The sequence below is a fragment of the Luteimonas sp. TWI662 genome, from assembly GCF_039673825.1.
Classification (GTDB): domain Bacteria; phylum Pseudomonadota; class Gammaproteobacteria; order Xanthomonadales; family Xanthomonadaceae; genus Luteimonas.
Window position 1 is genome coordinate 142,090 of record NZ_JBDJMI010000002.1, and the last position, 15,702, is coordinate 157,791.

Genomic DNA, 15,702 nt, shown 5'->3' on the forward strand with positions numbered 1-15,702 from the left:
TCGAGTGCAGCGCTCGCAACCTTTGGGACGAAACAGGCCCGCCCGATACCGTCATATACGTCCTGCGCTCATCCCGCGCGTGGCCGCTCATCCTCGCGCACGCGGAACCACGCCGCATACAGCGCCGGCAGGAAGGTCAGCGTCAGCAGCGTGGCCACGGTGAGCCCGCCCATGATCGCGACCGCCATCGGGCCGAAGAACACGCTGCGCGAGAGCGGGATCATCGCGAGGATCGCGGCAAGCGCAGTCAGTACGATGGGCCGGAAGCGGCGCACGGTCGCGTCGATCACCGCGTCCCAGCGCGCGTGGCCGGCGGCGATGTCCTGTTCGATCTGATCGACCAGGATGATCGAGTTGCGCATGATCATGCCCGCCAGCGCGATGGTGCCAAGCATCGCCACGAAGCCGAACGGCACTCGAAAGACCAGCAGGAACAGGGTGACGCCGATCAGGCCCAGCGGCGCGGTCAGCAGCACCAGCGCACTGCGCGAGAAGCTGCGCAGCTGTAGCATCAGCAGCGTCACGACCACGAACAGGAACAGCGGCAGGCCGGCCTTGATCGAATCCTGGCCCTTGCCCGAGTCTTCGACCGTGCCGCCGGTCTCCAGGCGGTAACCCGGCGGCAAGTTGCTGCGGATCTCCTCGAGCGTGGGCAGGATCTGGGCAACGACGGTGGGCGGCGTGACGTCGCCGCGCACATCGGCGCGCACGGTGATCGTCGGCAATCGATCGCGGTGCCAGATGATGCCGTCCTCGAACGTGGACTCCAGCCGCGCGACCTGCGACAGCGGCACCGGGCCGTTGGCGCTGGGCATGGCCAGGCTGGCCAGCTGCTCGAGTGCGACGCGCTCGTCGGCGGGCCCGCGCATCACGATGCCGATCAGCTCGTTGTCTTCGCGGTAGGTGCTGATCTGCTGACCCGACAGCGAACTCGACAGGAATTGGGCGATCTGCTGCGAACTCACCCCCAGCACGCGTGCACGCTCCTGATCGACAACCAGGCGCACGATCCGGCTGGGCTCGTCCCAGTCGAGATTGACGTTCATCGTGTGCGGGTGCTCGCGCACCTTGGTCGCGATGGCGTCCGCGATCGCACGCACGCGCTCGACGTGTTCGCCGGACACGCGCAACTGCACTGGATAGCCGACCGGCGGCCCGGTCTCGAGCCGGGTGACGCGCAGCTGCAGCTCGGGGAGGGTCGGTGCGACTTCGTCGATCAGCCAGCTGCGCAGGCGCTCGCGCGCTTCGACATCGGTCGCGGTGACGACGAACTGCGCGAAGTTGACCTGCGGCAGCTGCTGATCCAACGGCAGATAGAACCGCGGCGAGCCGGTCCCGACATAGGCCACACGGCTATCGACACCCTCGCGCCCGTCGAGCAGCGCGTCGATTCGGGCGGCCGCGGCCTCGGTGGCGCGCAGCGAGCTGCCTTCGGCGAGCTCGACATCGACCATCAGTTCCAGCCGGGTCGAGTCGGGGAAGAACTGCTGCGGCACGAAGCGGAACAGCAGCAACGACGCCACGAACAGCGCCACCGTCGCACCGATGACCAGCCAGCGATGCGTCAGCGACCAGTGCAGCCAGCTGCGGAACCGCCGGTAGAACGGGCGCTGGTAGGGATCATGGTCATGCGCCTGCGGCTCGGCCGGCGCCAGTGCGAACGCGAATGCAGGCCAACGGTCAGCGGCGCGGCTGCGTGCGTCGCGCCACCGCGCCGGCAATGACCCGGGCCGCGGCGGCTGCGGGTTGGCGAGGTCGGGCAGCATCTTCTCGCCGAGCAGCGGGATGAACAGTACCGCCGCGATCCACGACACCACCAGCGCGATCGTCACCACCTCGAACAGCGAGCGGGTGTACTCGCCGGTACTGGAGGCCGCAGTCGCGATCGGCAGAAAGCCGGCCGCGGTCACCAGCGTGCCGGTCAACATCGGGAACGCGGTGTGCGTCCACGCGTAGCTGGCGGCCTTGAGCCGGCTGTCGCCCTGTTCCATGCGGATGGCCATCATCTCCACGGCGATGATCGCGTCGTCCACCATCAAGCCCAGCGCCAGCACCAGCGCGCCGAGCGAGATCTTGTGCAGGCCGATGCCGAACAGGTCCATCGCGGTGAACGTCATCGCCAGCACCAGCGGGATCGACACCGCGACCACCAGCCCGGTGCGCAGGCCCAGCGACAGGAAGCTCACCAGCAGCACGATGATCACCGCCTCGGCCAGCACCTTGACGAACTCGCCGACCGAATCGCGTACCGCGCGCGGTTGGTCGGACACCTTGCGCAGCACCATGCCGGCCGGCAGCGTCTCCTGCAGCCGGGCGAACTCGGCCTCCAGCGCCTTGCCGAGCCGGAGGATGTCGCCGCCGTCGTGCATCGCCACCGCGATGCCGATCGCGTCCTCGCCCATGAAGCGCATCCGCGGCGCGGCCGGATCGGCGAAGCCGCGCTCGACGGTCGCGATGTCGCCCAGGCGCACCGTGCGGTCGCCGGCGCGGATCGGGAAGGCGCGGATCGCATCGACCGACTCGAATGCGCCGTCCACGCGGAGTTGCACGCGCGCATCGGCGGTCTCGAAGAAGCCCGCCGGCACCATCGCGTTCTGCTCAGACAGCGCCTGTTGCACCGCCGCCATCGGAATGCCGAGCGTCGCCAGCCGGGTGTTGTCGACCTCGATCCAGATCTTCTCGTCCTGGAGCCCGACCAGCTCGACCTTGCCGACATCGCCGACCTGCTGCAGCGCACGCTGGATGCGGTCGGCGTAGTCCTTCTTGATGGCGTAGTCGAAGCCGTCGCCGGTCAACGCATAGATGTTGCCGAACGTGTCGCCAAACTCATCATTGAAGAACGGGCCCACGATGTCCTGCGGCAACTGTGGCCTGAGGTCGCCGACCTTCTTGCGCACCTGGTACCACAACGCCGGGATCTCGCTCGAGCGCATCGAGTCGCGCGCAAAGAAGATCACCTGCGACTCGCCGGGCCGCGAGTACGAGCGCAGGAACTCGTAGTCGCCGGTCTCCATGAGCTTGCGCTCGATGCGCTCGGTCACCTGCCGCGACACCTGCTCGGCGGTCGCGCCCGGCCACTGGGTCTGGATCACCATCGCCTTGAACGTGAACGGCGGGTCCTCCGATTGCCCCAGCCGACCGTAGGACCAGATGCCCGCGATCGCGACGACGAGCATCGCGTAGAGCACGAGGGTGCGATTGCCCAGCGCCCATTCCGACAGGTTGAAGCGGCTCATGGCTGCGTGCCCTGTTTGCCTATGCCCGACATTGACGCGCCTGCGCGCGATGGAGTGCGCCCGAAGTAACCCATGCGCACGTGCGTCATGACAGGACGGCCACCGCCCCCACCTCTCCTCCCCCGCACGCGGGGGAGGTGAGCGTGTGCCGCGCGGATCCGGCTTACGATGGCATTCCCACTCATCGGGCCGCCGCCGGCTTCGGCGCGTCGGGGAGCTGGGGCCGGTTGTCGCTGCCGACCGGCGTGACCGCCTGGCCTTCGCGCAGCAGGTGACCGCCGGCGGCGACCACCAGCGCATCGGGCGCCAGCCCCGAGAGAATCGGCACGGTCTGCGCACCGAAGGCCCCGGCTTCCACCTGCACCGAGCGCAGCGTGCGGGTCTGCGGATCGACCACCCAGACCGCCTTGCCGCCGTCGGCACCGGGCTGGATCGCGGTCAGCGGCACGCGCAGCGTGTCGCCGTCGTCGAGCTTGAAATGCACACGCGCGCTCTGGCCCAGCTCCAGGCCATCGCGGGCACTGTCATCGACCGCGACCCGGGCCGCGTAGGTCCGCGCCTGCGCATCGGCGGCCGGCGCGATCTCGCGCAGCGTGCCGGGCAGGCGCACGCCGGGCCGGTTCCACAGTTCGATCCAGGCGCGCTGCCCCACCGAGAACGCGGCGATGCGCGACTCGGGCAACGCGATCGCCACTTCCCGGCCCTCGTCGCCGGCGAAGGTGAAGATGGTCTGGCCAGCGGCCACGACCTGCCCGACCTCGGCCTGCCGGCTGGCGACGACGCCGTCGCGCGGTGCCAGCAGTTGGGTGTAGCCGGCCTGGTTGCCGGCGACCTCGGCCTGGGCGCGCGCCGAACGCAGCTGCGCCTGCGCCGCCCGGTAGGCCGCGTCCTGCGCATCCATCGTCGAGCGGCTGACCAGTTGCTGGTCCACGAGCTGGGCATAGCGCGCACGGTCGGTCCGCGCCCGGGCGTACTCGGCCTCGGCGGCGGCCAATTGCGCCTGCGCCGACTGCGCCTGCAGTTGCAGGTCGCCCGGGTCGATTTCGGCCAACACCTGCCCGCGTGTCACCTGCGCACCGGCATCCACCAGACGCCGCACCAGCCGGCCCCCGACCTGGAACGACAGCGGGCTCTCCTCCCGCGCGCGGATCTCGCCGGCAAAAGCGAGCGCATCGCCCTCCGTGGCGTCGGACGGGGTGACGACCAGCACCGGACGCGCAGCCTCGGGCGGCGCGGGCTCGCGTCCGCAGGCGCCCAGCAGCAAGGCGGCGAGGAGCACGGTCGCGCGACGAAGCACGGCGGTGGACTTGACGCAGGACATGGAGGCTCCGGCTGAACGCGGGCGAGAGAGCCGTATCGTATATTTTCAGAACTGATTGGTATAGTATTAGCGCATGAGCATGCGCGCCTCTTCCGTCCCCGCCTCCCAGCCCGACGCCCGGGGCCCGGCCGGCCCTGGCCGACCGAAGGACCTGGCCAAACGCGCCGCCATTCTCGAAGCGGCCGAGCGCATGTTCCTGCAGCAAGGCTATGAAGGCGTGAGCATGGATCAGATCGCCGCCGAGGCAGGCGTCTCCAAGCTCACCGTCTACAGCCATTTCGGCGACAAGGACACCCTGTTCACCGAGGCCGCGGCCGCGTACTGCGAGCAGCAGATGCCCGCCTCGGTCTTCGAGCCCGCGCCCGGCACGCCGCTGCGCCAGCGGCTGCTGGAGGTCGCCGAGGCCTTCTTCGCGATGATCAGCGCGCCCGAGGCGGTGGCCGGCCATCGGCTGCTGTGCACGCCGCAGATGGTCGAAAAGCGCCTGGCCCAACGGTTCTGGCAAAGCGGTCCCGACCGCGTGCAGTCGGCATTCGCCTCACTGCTGCGCCGGCGCATCGAAACCGGCGATCTGGAGATCGAGGAGGCCCTGGTGCCGACCGCGGCCGCGCAGTTCTTCGTGCTGGTCAAGGGCGACCTGCACCAGCGCATGGTGTTCGACTGCGAGGACGCCGACGATTGCGCGCGCCAGCGTCGGGCCCACCTCGAGGCCTCGGTCGACATGTTCCTGCGCGCCTATGGCCGCTCCCGCCGCGATCGCTGAACGAGTCCCCTGGGGTCGGCATGCCGTCAGGGCCGGTGACTTCCGGCACTGCGCCCCCGCCGAGCGCCCCCGCGATGATCACCCTGCCCGCGACCGCTAGAATTGCGCGCTGGCGAACAAGGAAACCGCAACGATGACGATCGACTACGCCAAGGCCCGCGCGGCGATGGTGGAACAACAGGTCCGGCCCTGGGACGTGCTCGATGCACGCGTGCTCGAGACGATCTCGCGCGTGCCGCGCGAGGCGTTCGTTGCCGATGCCCGCCGGGCCCTGGCCTATGCCGATCTGGAACTGCCGATCGGCCACGGCGAGACCATGCTCAAGCCCGTCGTCGAAGGCCGCGCGCTGCAGGCGCTCAAGCTCGAGCAGGGCGACGAGGTGCTGCAGATCGGCACCGGCAGCGGTTACCTGGCCGCGTGCCTAGGCCACCTGGCGCGCGATGTCGTCAGCCTCGAACGCCACGCCGATCTCGCCGACGCCGCGCGCGCCCGGCTGCAGGCGCAGGGCATCGCCAATGTCGAGGTCGTCCACGCCGACGTCTTCGCCTGGAACACCGAGCGCCGCTTCGATGCGATCTGCGTAGGCGGCGCCGTCGACACCGTGCCCGCCCGCTTCGTGCAGTGGCTGCGTCCCGGCGGCCGCATGTTCATCGTCCGCGGCCAGGCGCCCGCGATGGAAGCGGTGCTGGTCCGACGCGAGGGCGAGGACGTCAACGCGCCGCGCATCGAATCGTTGTTCGAGACCGGGCTCGCCTATCTCGCCGGGGCTGCTCCGGTACCGCACTTTTCCCTCTGATCGACCGAAGGACTCCCCTGATGTTCCGCCGCCCCTTGTTCCTGTCGCTCGCGCTCGCGCTGACATCCGGCCCGCTGTTCGCTGCCGATCTCGTCCAGACCTACGAACTGGCCCGCACCAACGACCCGACACTGTCGATCGCCGAATCACAGCGGCTGTCGACCCGCGAGGGTGCGGTACAGGCGCACGCGACTTTGCTGCCACAGATCCGCGGTAGCGCATCATTGAGTGACGCGCGCGCCGCCGGCGAGCCCGGCAAGGCGCGCACGCGCAGCTACGGCGTCAGCGCCAGCCAGGTGCTGTTCGACTGGAACCGAATCGCCTCGCTGCGCTCGCAGCGCGCGCTGAGCACCGCCGCGGACTTCCAGCTCGACGCCGACAACGATTCATTGATCACCCGCACCGCTTCGGCCTACTTCGACGTGCTGATCGCGACCGAGACGTTGGCCGCTGCCGAGGCCGCCGAGCAGGCGTTCAAGCGTCAGTTCGACTTTGCCGACAAGCGTCTGGAAGTCGGCCTAGCGCCGATCACCGACGTGCACGAGGCGCGCGCGCAGTACGACGGCGCCCGTGCGAACACCATCCTGCGCCGAAACGCGTTGCAGGACGCCTACCAGGCGCTGGCCGAGATCACCGGCCAGCCGGTCACTGACCTGCGCGGTCTGCCCGACGACTTCACCCCGCAGTTGCCCGAAGGCCGTGACGCCGAGGCCTGGGTCGCCACCGCGCTGGAGCAGAATCCGCAACTCAAGGCGCTGCAGTACCAGGTCACCGCCAACGAGCACAACGTCACCGCGGCGAAGGCCGGGCACCTGCCGACGCTCGATCTCAGCGCCAGCTATGGCAAGAGTGACACCTGGGGCCAAGATAACGCCGGCGCACTCGCGCAGCGCGGCGAAACCAACAGCATTGGCGTGACGCTTACCGTGCCGATCTTCAGCGGCGGCGCGACCCAGTCGCAGGTGCGCCAGTCGATCGCCCAGCGCGACATCGCGGCCGACCAGTACGAGGCCCAGCGCCGTGCGATCGAGCGCAACACCCGCAGCGCCTACCAGAACCTCGTCGCCGGCATCACCGAGGTTGAGGCGCGCCGGCTGGCGCTGGTCTCGGCCAACGCCGCCTACGAGGCCTCGCAGGTCGGCCTGGAAGTCGGCACACGCACCGTCATCGACGTGTTGATCAACCAGCAGAACCTGTTCTCGGCGCGCCAGGACTACGCGTTCGCCAAGTACAACTTCCTGCAGAGCCGGCTGCTGCTTGAGCAGGCCGCAGGCACGCTGGACATCGGTAACCTACAGGAGGTCAACCGCCAGCTGACGGTCGACGTCAACGGCGTGCAGGCCTCGACCGGCACTGGCGACGGCCAGCGCACGAACTGATCGGCGTATCGTCTCCGACCCGTGCCCGCATCATAGATGCGGGCCCACGTGACGGCTATTGGTTCGGCTCCTTCACTGATAGGCGCCATAACACGGATCCAATAGTCACCCACCCGACATGCAGAACCCTCATGCTCAATGGCTTACTCGAAAATTAATTCTAAGCCAAGCGACCCAAATTGATTCTCGACAAATACAAAACAGCAAGAACCCCTAAACACGTATCAAATTTACATAGTTAAAATCGCGTCTCAGAATTCCAGCCAGGTCAGCCATTTATTGTCAACGGCGCATCGCTGAAGCACCTGCAAATCTTCGTAAATTCTGAGACCTTCATCCCCGTTTAACACAAGCATCACCCCGGATAGACAAAGTTTTATCGTTGCTTTTTGGAAATTCTAATTGCCAAATTCGGCGAGCTAAAGGACTATTCGCATGAAGAAGAAAGGTTTTAAAATTTCTCTTGGCGCCTCGCTTCTTACAATTTTCCTGTTATTTTCCAACTCCGCCTTCGCTGAAGAAATTATCGTTGTCACTGGAGCAGGCTTTAGTACTATTTCGGTTGACCAGGCTAGATCTTTTGCAGACTTTCAAGCATTTTCTACATGCACAGGATATGGCGGAACAATCCTCAACACCCCGGCGCCGGTTTATCACGTGTTCACTTCTCCGGGAAGCTGGCGTGTGCAGGGAACCTACTCTTGCTTGGTTCCCTGAACAAGTTCAGTGAGAACTTTTCTTAGCGGCGCGGATCGAACGATCCGCGCCGTTGTCGTTTATGGCGCCGGCAGGTCGTCGGCAATCAACGCCAGCGTCCGCCCGAGCGCGCCGCGACCTTCGGCGAACAACGCGCGGCCGGCCTCGCCCATCGTGGTGCGCATCGGGGCATCGGCCAGCAGCGTGGCCAGATGGTCGTAGACCGCGTCGGCGTCCTCGCCGATGCGCAGCGCGCCAGCGCGGCCGAGCTGGCGGGCGATGTCGACGAAGTTCTGCAGGTGCGGGCCGGTGACCACGGGCACGCCGACCGCGGCCGGCTCGAGCAGGTTGTGGCCGCCGATGTCCTGCAGGCTGCCGCCGACGAACGCGACATCGGCGCACGCGAAGAACGCGCCGAGCTCGCCCAGCGTGTCGAGCACGAATACGTCGTCGCTCGCATCCGGCCAACGCGTGAACGCACGCGTGGCCACGCGCCATCCGGCTTCGACCGCCAGCTGCGCGACGCCGCGGAAACGCTCGGGATGGCGCGGTGCCCAGATCAGCAGCAGGTCCGGCCAGCGCGCGCGCAGGCGCTGGTGGATCGCAACCACCGCCGCCTCCTCGTCGGGATGCGTGCTCGCGGCGATCCACGCCTTCCGCCCGCCGATGCTCGCGCGGAATGTCGCTGCTAGCGCCGCGACCGCGCCCTCGTCGATCGTGATGTCGTACTTGAGGTTGCCCACGTCGACGACCTGCTCGCGCGCCGCGCCGAGCTTGACGAAGCGGCGGGCATCGTCGGCCGACTGCGTCGCGACCCGGCGCACCGTCCGCAGTGCGCGCCCCACCAGCGGCCGCAACACGCGATAGCCGCGCAACGAGCGCGCCGACAGCCGCGCGTTGACGATGACCGTCGGCACGCCGGCATCGCGGCAGCAGAACAGCAGGTTGGGCCAGATCTCGGTTTCCACGATCAGGCCGATACCGGGCTGGAACCGGGCGAGGAACCGCCGCACCGCGCCCGACAGGTCGTAGGGCAGGTACACGTGCTCGACCCGCTCACCCCACAGCGCGCGTACCCGCTCCGAGCCGGTCGGGGTGATCGTCGTCACCAGCAACCGGCACCCGGGATCGCGCTCGAGCAGGGCATTGATCAGCGGCGCTGCGGCATTGACCTCGCCAACCGAGACCGCGTGCACCCAGACCGGCGTCGGCGACGGTGCGCCACTGTAGACCCCATAGCGCTCATTCCAGCGCTGCAGGTAGGCCGGCTGGCGGAAGCCCCGCCAGATCAGGTGGTAGACCGTCACCGGCACGAGCACGACCAGCAGCGCCGAATAGAGGCCGCGCAACAGTCGTTCGGTAAGGTCGGCGCGCATCGCGACAGGATAGCGGATGGGCGTGGTGCGGGATTCGGTTGGCTGGATTCGAGAGACGGCGCAGCGACGCACAGCTTCTACAATGGCCGTATGTCTTCCGCGCCCCCCGTCTTCCCCCGTCCGCCGCTCGCCCCCCGCCACTGGCCGGCGTGGTGCGGCATCGGGCTGATGGCGCTGGCCGCACGCCTGCCCTGGCCACTGCAGCGCGCGCTGGGCCGTGCAATCGGTACGACATTGCGGCTTGCGCTTGCGAGCCGCCGCAGGATCGCCGACCGCAATCTCGCGCTGTGCTTCCCTGAGCGCGACGCCGCCGCGCGCAAGGCGCTGCTGCGCGCGCATTTCCACGCCCTGGGCATTGGCCTGTTCGAGTTCGCGCGCGCGTGGTGGGGCTCGATCGAACCGCTGCGCCGCGGGCTGGTCGTGGCGGGTGTCGAGCACATCGAGGCCGCGCGCGCGCAGGGGCGCGGGGTGATCGTGGTGTCGGGCCACTTCACCACGCTCGAGGTCTGCGGTCGGCTGATGTGCGACTACGTCCCGCTGGCCGGCATGTACCGTCCGCACACGTCGCCTGCGATGGAGTGGGCGGTGCGCCGTGGCCGCGCGCGTTATGCGGCGGCGATGTTCCCCAAACGCGACGTGCGCGGCACCGTGCGCCACCTCAAGCGCGGCGGCCTGCTCTGGTACGCGCCCGACCAGGACCCCAGCGGCGGCGACGCGGTCTACGTGCCGTTCTTCGGCCGGCCCGCGCACAGCCTGACCTCGACCCACCAACTGGCGCGCATGTCTGGTGCGGCGGTGGTGTTCTACCAGCACGTGCGCCGTCCCGATGGCGGTTACACGCTGACCCTGACGCCAGCACCGGCGCCCTATCCGACCGCCGACGCGACCGCGGACACCGCCACGGTGATGGCCGGCATCGAGGCCATGGCCCGCGCCGCACCCGACCAGTACCTGTGGATCCATCGCCGCTTCAAGCGACAACCGGATGGCGCGCAGCTGTACTGACGCCATTCGCGGGCACCGGGCGCCGAGCCGAGTGAAGGGGCTCGGCTTCAGCGCACCGCGTTGTCGCCCGGCGGCGCCGGCTCCTCGCGCGCCAGCAAGCTGCCGGCATAGAGCGCCGACAGCAGCAGCGTGAAGCCGCCCCAGAAGGTCGAATAGAACGCCAGGTGGGTGTTGAGCGGGAACACCGTCACCGCCAACGCCAGCATCGCCGGCCGCGCGCGGGGGCGCGCGGCCGGCGTCGCGTACCGCCACGCGCGCCAGGCCAGCGCCAGGCCGGCCAGCCACAGCAGCACGCCGATCAGGCCGGTCTCGCTGGCGACTTCGAGCACGATCTGATGGGCGTGGTAGGCCGGGCCATCGCCCCACTCGGCCACTTGCCCGGGCCGCGGGTCGCAATCGGGAAACGCCTCGCGAAAGCCGCGCGCGCCCACGCCGTTGACCGGGTGTTCGCGCACCATGCACCAGGCTGCGCCCCAGATGCGGGTCCGGCCCGACAGCGCAGTGTCGACGCCCGACTGGTCGGCCGACAGCCCCATCGCGGTACGTTCGACGCGCTCGCGCACCTGCGGCGAGACCAGTGCCACGACCACCGATACTGCGGCGCCCGCCACGAACACCGCCAGCAGCCGCTTCCAGCCCAGCAACCGCCAACCCGAGAACAGCAGCACCAGCGCGTAGGTCAGCCACGACGCGCGCGATCCGGCGAACAGCAGCACCACGCCGATCGCGGCACTGGCCACGACCCAGCCCGCTGCGCCGAAGCGCCGCCCGGCGGCATACAGTGCGAACGGCGCCAGGCTCGCCAGCACGATGCCGAGCTTGAGGTTGCAGGGCCCGAGCACGCCGCCCAGGCGGTCGGCCATCGCCACCTGCTCGGGCGTGCACATCGGCCGGTGACTGATCAGGTGCTTGAGCTGGTCGATGCCGAAGAACAGCGGGCTGGTGCCGAAGAACACCTCGACCAGGCCGTCGATCGTCCACACCGCGAGAATGATCGCCAGCCCGCCCAGGGTGATGCGGCGCCCCCGCCGGTCGGCGACCGCCGAGGCGACCAACCACAGGAACGGCAGGTAGCGCAGGTCGACCAGGGCTTCGCGCAACGCGCGCCCGACATCGACCGAGTCGATCGCCGAGATCAGCTGCGGCAGCCAGTACGCGCAGAACAGCACGCTGGTCAGCGCCCAGGCCGGGGCGCTGAGCAGCGCGCTGCCGCCACGGAAGCGCGCGCGCAGCAACAGTACGATCGCCACCAGGGCACCGAGCACCATCACGCCTTCGGCGTAGCCGGGCGCAGGCCACAGGATCACGAACGCCAGCACCCAGTGCGGCGCCCAGCGCCAGCCCACCGCCTGCGGTGCAGGCGTGGTGCCCACAGGCTCAATCGTCGTCGTCGAGTTCGTCATAGACCGTCAGTGTCGCTGCCTGCATGGCCTGCAGGGTGTAGGGCATCGTAGCCGGTGGCGCCGGCGGCCGGACCAGCAGGCCCATCGCCGCGTCGGCGAGCGCGGCGGCGTCGAACGGCGGCACCGCGCCTTCGGGCTGCAGTTCGGCCAGCAGCTCGCCCACGCCGCCATGGGCCCAGCCCAGCACCGGCCGCGCGCACGACAGCGCTTCGATCACGGTGCGGCCGAAGGCCTCGGGCTTGCGGGAGAGCTGCAGCACCAGGTCGCTGGCCGCATAGGCCTGCACGATCGCCGAGGTCGGCGGCGTCATCGCCAGCGCAGCGCCGCAGCCGGCTGCCTCGGCCTCGCGCATCAAGGCATCGAGGTAGGCCTCGCGGCCTGCCTCGCGCGCGCCTGGCATCCACAGCCGCGCATCGAGGCCCTGCGCGCGCACGGCCGCCAGCAGCGCGATCGCATCGCCGTGTCCCTTCAGGCGGGTGCCGCGGCCCGGCAGCAACAACAGCGGGCCGTCGCCGCCGAGCGCCGGATGGGCGGCGGCGACGGCCGCGCGCACTTGCGGATCGGGACGCGGCGCGGCTGGGAAGCGCACCGGATCGATGCCACGGGGAATCACCCGCAGGCGAGTCGGGTCGGTCTGCGGATAGTGGCGCAGCAGATGCGCGCGCACGGTCTCGGACACGCAGATCACACGCTCGCCGCGCGCCATGATCGCGCTGTAGCGCGACGGCGAGTTCAGCCCGTGCATCGTGGTGACGAAGCGCGGGCGCCGCGCGTCCGGCATGCCGCGCACCGCCAGCCAGCCCAGCCAAGCCGGCAGCCGCGAGCGCGCGTGCACGATGTCGGCACCGGTCTCGGCGAACAGCCGCCGCAGCGTGCGTACATGGCGCAGCGCCCAGGGCCGCTTGACGCCGATGTCGAGCGCGATGTGGCGCGCGCCGGTGGCCTCGAGCTCGGGCACCAGCCGCCCGCCGGCCGACACGACGATGGCCGTGTGCCCCGCCGCGACCAGCGCCGATGCGATCTCGATCGTCGAACGCTCGACGCCGCCCGACGACAACGCCGGCAACAGCTGGACGACGGTCAGCGGACGACGCATGCGGCGCGGTGGACGGCGACGCCGCCGACGGTCAATCGACCAGGACGAAGTGCGCGCCGCAGTACGGGCAATCGGCCGCGCCGTCTTCGGCCTCGATCGGCAGGTAGACGCGCGGATGCGAATTCCACAGCGCCATCGACGGCAGCGGGCAGCTCAGCGGCAGGTCGGCGCGGCGCACCTCGTACTGCTTGGCGGCATTGGCTTGCGTCGGCTGGACGTTGGCTGCGGTCATGGCGGCGGCTTCGATCGAACGTGGAAGGCCGCCATTCTAGCCTGCGCGCCGGCTGCCCGTCGGGCCCCCGCCGCGGTGGCCGCGCTCAGCGTGGCAGGTCGAACAGCAAGACGTCGGCAAGGGCCTCGCCCGCGCCTTCGACGACCAGCGTTGCGGCCTCATCGACCCAGCCCAGCGCATCGCCGGCCGCCAGCCGCTCGCCGTCGACGCGCACCGCGCCGCGCGCGACCTGCAGCCAGTAGCGCCGGTCCGGCGACAGTGTCGTCTCGACACGCTCGCCCTCGTCCAGCAGCACGCCCTGCAGCGTCGCCTGCTGGCGGATCGCCAGACTGCCGTCGCGGCCGTCGGGCGAGGCGAGGACCGCCCAGGTGCCGCGCCGCGCGGCTGGGTCGAACGCGCGCTGCGCGTGGCCGGGCGGCAGGTTGACGCGGTCGGGCTGGATCCAGATTTGCAGGAAGTGCACCGGCGCCTGCGCCGAGCCGTTGAACTCGCTGTGCTCGATGCCGTGCCCGGCGCCCATCCACTGCAGTTCGCCGGCCGACAGCGCGCCGCGGCCGCCCTGGTTGTCCGCGTGCGCCAGTGTGCCCTCGAGCACGTAGCTGAGGATCTCCATGTTGGCGTGGCCGTGAGTCGGAAAACCGCCGCCTGGGGCGACGCGGTCCTCGTTGATCACGCGCAGCGGGCCGAAGCCCATCCACGCCGGATCGTGGTAGTGGCCGAACGAGAAGGTATGGCGGCTGTCGAGCCAGTCGGTCCGGACCTGGCCGCGAGCGTCGGCGGGGCGATGCAGTTTCATGACGGCACTCCTGGCGGTGCGACGATGGAGCAGAGGGGAGACGCGCATCGAACGCGTGTCACCTCCCCCGCGCGGGGCGGGTCGACGCGCACAGCGCGTCGGGTGGGGGCATGGGCCGTGGGCACACGGCGCCCACGACGAAAATACGCAGGGCCCGGGATTGACCACGGGCCCCGCTGGGACTCGCGACCCTGCCGCCGGCGCACCGGCGGCAGCGGACTTTACTGCGCGGCGGCAGCGGCCGGTGCGGCGGCGTCCTCGGCGACGACAGCCTCGGTCGTGATCCGCAGCTCGACCTCGTCGCTGACGTTCGGGGCATAGGCGCCCACGCCGAAATCGCTGCGCTTGATCTGCGCGACGGCGTCGAAGCCGGCGGCGGCGCGCTTGACCATCGGCTGCTCGCCGAACTTGTTGATCGTCACGTCGAGCACCACCGGCTTGGTGATGTCCTTGATCGTCAGATCGCCGGTGACCTTGAGCTTGTTGGTGCCCGCGCTCTCGACCGACGTGCTCTTGAACGTGGCGTTGGGGTACTTGGCCGCGTCGAAGAAATCGGCGCTGCGCAGGTGGTCGTCGAACTCGGAGACATGCGAGCTCAGGCCGGCCAGCGGCAGCGTGACCTCGACCGAGGAGGCGGACACGTTGTCGGCGTCGTACACGATGCGGCCTTCGACCTGGCCGAAATGCGCCACCGGATGCGAGAAGCCGAAGTGGCTCCACTGCGCGACCACGTCGGTGTGGTGGGGATCGAGCACGTAGGTGCCCGACACGCCGGCGATCGCCTGGGCGGTGTCCTGGGTTTCGGCCATCGCCTCGCCCGAGGGCTGGGCGGGCGCGGACGCGGCGGGGACATCGGCGGTGGTGGCGGGCGCGCCGTCCTGCTGGCCGCAGGCGGCAAGAGCGATGGCGGCGGCAAGCGGGAGCAGCAGACGGGTAGTGCGCATGGCAGTGTCCTCAGGTACGTGGATGGGAGTTGCGGGGCGGGGGTGCGGGTGCCTTCAGACGATGCGCGCGGCTTCGTCGAACGGCAGGCGCGGCGAGCGCGGGAATATCGTCGAGGGATCGCCCTTGCCCAGATTGACCAGGAAGTTCGACTTGACCGAGGTGCCGGCGAAGAACTCGGCGTCGACCTTGGCATTGTCGAAGCCCGACATCGGGCCGGTATCGAGGCCGAGCGCACGCGCGGCCAGGATCAGGTACGCGCCTTGCAGGCTGCCGTTGCGGAACGCGGCCTCGCGCCGGTTCTCGCGCGGGCCGTCGAACCATGACTTGGCATCGGTATGCGGGAACAGGAACGGCAACTTCTCGTGGAAGTCCTCGTCGTGGCCAATGATGACCGTGACCGGCGCCGACAGCGTCTTGTCGCGATTGCCCTCGCTCAGCGCCGGCGCCAGCCGCGCCTTGCCTTCGGCGGACCTGACGAACACGAAGCGGGCCGGCGACATGTTGGCCGAGGTCGGCGCGAACTTCAGCAGGTCGTAGAGCCGGTGCAGCGTGGCATCGTCGATCTGTCCGCCGAACCCGTTGTAGGTCCGCGCGGTGCGGAACAACTGGTCGAGCGCGGCATCGGGCAGGGCATCGGTCATCGAACGTCTCGCAAAGA

Annotated in this window: 14 protein-coding genes; 5 read left to right on the forward strand and 9 right to left on the reverse strand. The window is 69.4% G+C overall.

Going from position 1 to position 15,702, the window contains the following annotated elements; all coding sequences use genetic code 11:
• Window positions 1-68: 68 nt before the first annotated feature.
• Window positions 69-3,236 (reverse strand): efflux RND transporter permease subunit, encoded by a 3,168-nt coding sequence (locus ABE488_RS03100; protein ID WP_346442653.1) that lies wholly within the window; start codon window positions 3,234-3,236, stop codon window positions 69-71.
• 181 nt (window positions 3,237-3,417) lie between these two features.
• On the reverse strand, window positions 3,418-4,557 hold the full coding sequence (locus ABE488_RS03105) for an efflux RND transporter periplasmic adaptor subunit (RefSeq protein WP_346447130.1): 1,140 nt from the start codon (window positions 4,555-4,557) through the stop codon (window positions 3,418-3,420).
• Window positions 4,558-4,636: 79 nt separating this feature from the next.
• Between ABE488_RS03105 and ABE488_RS03110 the strand changes: the two genes are divergently transcribed.
• The 4 genes from ABE488_RS03110 to ABE488_RS03125 all read left to right on the forward strand — a co-directional run bounded on the left by ABE488_RS03110 (window position 4,637) and on the right by ABE488_RS03125 (window position 8,212).
• Window positions 4,637-5,320 carry a TetR/AcrR family transcriptional regulator gene (locus tag ABE488_RS03110; protein ID WP_346447132.1) on the forward strand — a complete coding sequence of 228 codons (684 nt, stop codon included), beginning with the start codon at window positions 4,637-4,639 and terminating at the stop codon, window positions 5,318-5,320.
• 133 nt (window positions 5,321-5,453) lie between these two features.
• Window positions 5,454-6,116 (forward strand): protein-L-isoaspartate O-methyltransferase, encoded by a 663-nt coding sequence (locus ABE488_RS03115; protein ID WP_241945109.1) that lies wholly within the window; start codon window positions 5,454-5,456, stop codon window positions 6,114-6,116.
• A gap of 20 nt (window positions 6,117-6,136) precedes the next feature.
• The gene (locus ABE488_RS03120; protein WP_346447134.1) at window positions 6,137-7,495 is read left to right on the forward strand and encodes a TolC family outer membrane protein; all 1,359 of its coding nucleotides are present in this window, start codon (window positions 6,137-6,139) and stop codon (window positions 7,493-7,495) included.
• A 435-nt stretch (window positions 7,496-7,930) separates the two neighbouring features.
• Window positions 7,931-8,212: a hypothetical protein gene (locus ABE488_RS03125; RefSeq protein ID WP_346447135.1), complete on the forward strand. Its 282-nt coding sequence runs from the start codon at window positions 7,931-7,933 to the stop codon at window positions 8,210-8,212.
• Window positions 8,213-8,271: 59 nt separating this feature from the next.
• Here the strand turns inward: ABE488_RS03125 and waaA are convergent, their stop codons facing one another.
• On the reverse strand, window positions 8,272-9,567 hold the full coding sequence (gene waaA / locus ABE488_RS03130) for a lipid IV(A) 3-deoxy-D-manno-octulosonic acid transferase (RefSeq protein ID WP_346447136.1): 1,296 nt from the start codon (window positions 9,565-9,567) through the stop codon (window positions 8,272-8,274).
• 90 nt (window positions 9,568-9,657) lie between these two features.
• On the opposite strand from waaA, the gene lpxL reads away from it, so the two are divergent.
• Window positions 9,658-10,572, forward strand: a complete 915-nt coding sequence (gene lpxL / locus ABE488_RS03135) for an LpxL/LpxP family Kdo(2)-lipid IV(A) lauroyl/palmitoleoyl acyltransferase (protein WP_346442641.1) — start codon at window positions 9,658-9,660, stop codon at window positions 10,570-10,572.
• A 47-nt stretch (window positions 10,573-10,619) separates the two neighbouring features.
• On the opposite strand, the gene ABE488_RS03140 is transcribed toward lpxL, so the two are convergent.
• The 6 genes from ABE488_RS03140 to ABE488_RS03165 form a co-directional block, all read right to left on the reverse strand.
• Window positions 10,620-11,945, reverse strand: coding sequence for an O-antigen ligase family protein (locus ABE488_RS03140; RefSeq protein ID WP_346447137.1), 1,326 nt, complete (start codon window positions 11,943-11,945; stop codon window positions 10,620-10,622).
• A 4-nt stretch (window positions 11,946-11,949) separates the two neighbouring features.
• Complete coding sequence (locus ABE488_RS03145) at window positions 11,950-13,071, reverse strand: glycosyltransferase (RefSeq protein ID WP_346447138.1); 1,122 nt, start codon at window positions 13,069-13,071, stop codon at window positions 11,950-11,952.
• Between the two features lie 31 nt (window positions 13,072-13,102).
• Window positions 13,103-13,303 carry a zinc-finger domain-containing protein gene (locus tag ABE488_RS03150; RefSeq protein WP_346442636.1) on the reverse strand — a complete coding sequence of 67 codons (201 nt, stop codon included), beginning with the start codon at window positions 13,301-13,303 and terminating at the stop codon, window positions 13,103-13,105.
• Window positions 13,304-13,388: 85 nt separating this feature from the next.
• Complete coding sequence (locus ABE488_RS03155; RefSeq protein WP_346442634.1) at window positions 13,389-14,099, reverse strand: pirin family protein; 711 nt, start codon at window positions 14,097-14,099, stop codon at window positions 13,389-13,391.
• Between the two features lie 221 nt (window positions 14,100-14,320).
• Complete coding sequence (locus tag ABE488_RS03160; protein WP_346447139.1) at window positions 14,321-15,043, reverse strand: YceI family protein; 723 nt, start codon at window positions 15,041-15,043, stop codon at window positions 14,321-14,323.
• Between the two features lie 54 nt (window positions 15,044-15,097).
• Window positions 15,098-15,685: a malonic semialdehyde reductase gene (locus ABE488_RS03165; protein WP_346442631.1), complete on the reverse strand. Its 588-nt coding sequence runs from the start codon at window positions 15,683-15,685 to the stop codon at window positions 15,098-15,100.
• Window positions 15,686-15,702: the final 17 nt, after the last annotated feature.